Genomic DNA, 2,455 nt, shown 5'->3' with positions numbered 1-2,455 from the left:
AACCGATTTATATCTTTTCCAATGAAAACCTCGGTCGGTTTGTTCTTCGGCTTGCCAGGCTTTATAAATCACGAGTTTGTTTTTTTCTTGAACTACATAAAAATAATCGCCCGCACCAGCCCACCAAGCACCACAAGCCGAAAGAGCAGTTTTTGGAATCTTATTTTCGGCATAAAGGCTTGGGTCGGTGATATCTGCATTACCAGTTATTTTATCAATTTTAGCTACTTTTTTGCCAAAATTTAGAAAAATATCTGAATGTGGTGCACCATTGGCATCTTCGGGATAAGTTTTAAAAGTAAATTTTGCTTGTACTGGGGTCGATTGGGAGATTGACATCTGAGCCAAGCAAATGAACAAAACAACGATAGTAAGTGTACGTTTCATAAAAAATAGGGGTTTGGTGATTAGAATTTTTGAAGACTTCCTGACTCGAAAATAGCTTTATTTTTGATGCCTTTTTGTGCCAATTCGAGCATAGCTTGAGCAACTTTTTCTCCGGCAATTACCTTATAATTATCGGGAATCAGCGGGGCAAAAAAGTCCATCACAACTTGGCCGATTTTTTCGCCCATGCGTGGATTCTCACGTTCGCCCGCCAACATTGATGGGCGTAAGATGATAAGAGTAGGGAAGTGTAAATCGCTCAGGGCTTTTTCTATTTCACCTTTCACTCGGTTATAATAAATCCACGATTTTTCGTCGGCACCCATTGCTGTGATTACTAAAAACTGTTTTGTACCATTAGCAAGTCCTGCTTTTGCAAAATTAAGCGGATAAGTGAAGTCAACTTTATAAAAAGCATCTTTAGAGCCAGCTTGCTTCATTGTTGTGCCGAGGCAACAAAAAATATCATCAGCAACAATTTTTGAAGCATCCAGATTATCAAAATCCATCACGAGTTGTTCGAGTTTTTGATGCTCAATCGCCAATTTCTTTCTGACTATGATAGTTACTTTATTGTAGTATTGGCTTGCCAGAAGCTTATGAGTTAGGTGTTTTCCGATGAGGCCTGAGGCACCAACTACAAGGGCTGTTTTCATTATTTTTAGTTCTGTTATAGACGAAGTGAATCTTCAAGCTACAATTTATCTTCTTTTATTGAAATCTATGGTATGATACCCTACTAATTTTTCTGCACGGGCCGTGACGGGGCGGTGATAAATAAAAATTTCGTAAGTGTTTTGGGTTTCGCCAAAATTCCCTTCAAAATACACCTCATCGGTTGTTTTATTAGGTTTTTGAGTAACGAAATCATAATTATAAACGCCTTGTTTTAGTCGAATAGTGGCCGTGTATCCACCAAAATTATTGTCATAGACCATTTCATTGGTTTTGTCGAGTCGCCAATCGTTGAAACTCCCATTGACATAAACTTTTTCGTTAGCATCTTCCAGTTCGTGAGTTTTAAGGCCAAAAGTCATGTATATGTAATCAGAATCTAATGAGCCATCTGTCCCTTCGCGATTATCTACCACATAACAACCATCAAAGTCATTCGACTCAATATATACTGTCTCGCTGCGATTATTTTGAGGCGAAACCCACATTTCGTCTTCCTTTCCTCGTCGGGTTTGGGCTATAAATTGACCATTGTAATTGGTACTTCTTGAATCAAAAAAGCGGAATTCGTTGCCTGCCGGAAACACATTTTCATCATCGAAAAAACGATATTCAAGTTTCGACATTCCCTCATTGACACTAAATGCCTTTAGGTTTCTGACGGTTTTATCCCATCTGAAATTTTGACGAATAATGATTTTCAATTCATCGCGTGGCGACATCAAACGGTAGCCTCCGTAATTTACTTCAAAATCTACTTGTTGGTGAGTTTTGTATTTTGAAGGAGCTTGAGCTTGTCGAATCGTGCCAAATGCTCCAACCAAAGGTTCGTAAACCATGAAACGTTTGCTGAAAACAATATCATCTTTGCGGCGTCCACGCCACGCTACAAGCAGATAATTGCCTGATAGTAAGACCTTTGGAATCTCGATTTTATAATGATAGTACGGCACTTTTGTTGTGCGAGAAACCTGATAATCATTCACAATTAGGTCGTTATACTCAGGCATATATTCTATTTCAGAAAGAACCGATTGTTTCCAATCATACGTACAATGTAAGATTTTTACATGATATTGCTCGTAATTGGCATTCAAATCATCAAATTCGAGCCAAAGGTTTTTAGAATCATTGAGTGATAAAACTGGTGGATTGAGTGTTCGTGCAGCATCGTTTGCATCGCCAACGAGTGGGTATAGTAGCACGGTTTTTATATTTGGTTCGTAGGTGAAATCTTCAAACCGAAGGGCTTTTTCTTGACTGAAAGCAACAAAATTGATTAGAAATAAAACTGAAAAAAAGTATTTTCGCATGGAGACAATTATTTTTTCAAAGCTAACGATTTTTTGTTGATTTTATTGGTGGAATTGTTTTTAACATGCCTAAAAACAAA

Annotated in this window: 2 protein-coding genes and 1 pseudogene; all 3 read right to left on the bottom strand. The window is 37.9% G+C overall.

Features of this window, described 5'->3' with window-relative positions:
• Nucleotides 1-387 (bottom strand): annotated as a pseudogene (locus ACOVO2_RS25575) (hypothetical protein); the annotation flags it as partial.
• 20 nt (nucleotides 388-407) lie between these two features.
• Nucleotides 408-1,043, bottom strand: a complete 636-nt coding sequence (locus ACOVO2_RS25570; RefSeq protein ID WP_421772702.1) for an oxidoreductase — start codon at nucleotides 1,041-1,043, stop codon at nucleotides 408-410.
• A 45-nt stretch (nucleotides 1,044-1,088) separates the two neighbouring features.
• Nucleotides 1,089-2,375 (bottom strand): type IX secretion system plug protein domain-containing protein, encoded by a 1,287-nt coding sequence (locus ACOVO2_RS25565; protein WP_421772701.1) that lies wholly within the window; start codon nucleotides 2,373-2,375, stop codon nucleotides 1,089-1,091.
• Between the last annotated feature and the right edge of the window lie 80 nt (nucleotides 2,376-2,455).

It is taken from the genome of Emticicia sp. (assembly GCF_049241225.1).
Taxonomy (GTDB): Bacteria; Bacteroidota; Bacteroidia; order Cytophagales; family Spirosomataceae; genus Emticicia.
This window is presented reverse-complemented; position numbering and strand designations above follow the sequence as displayed.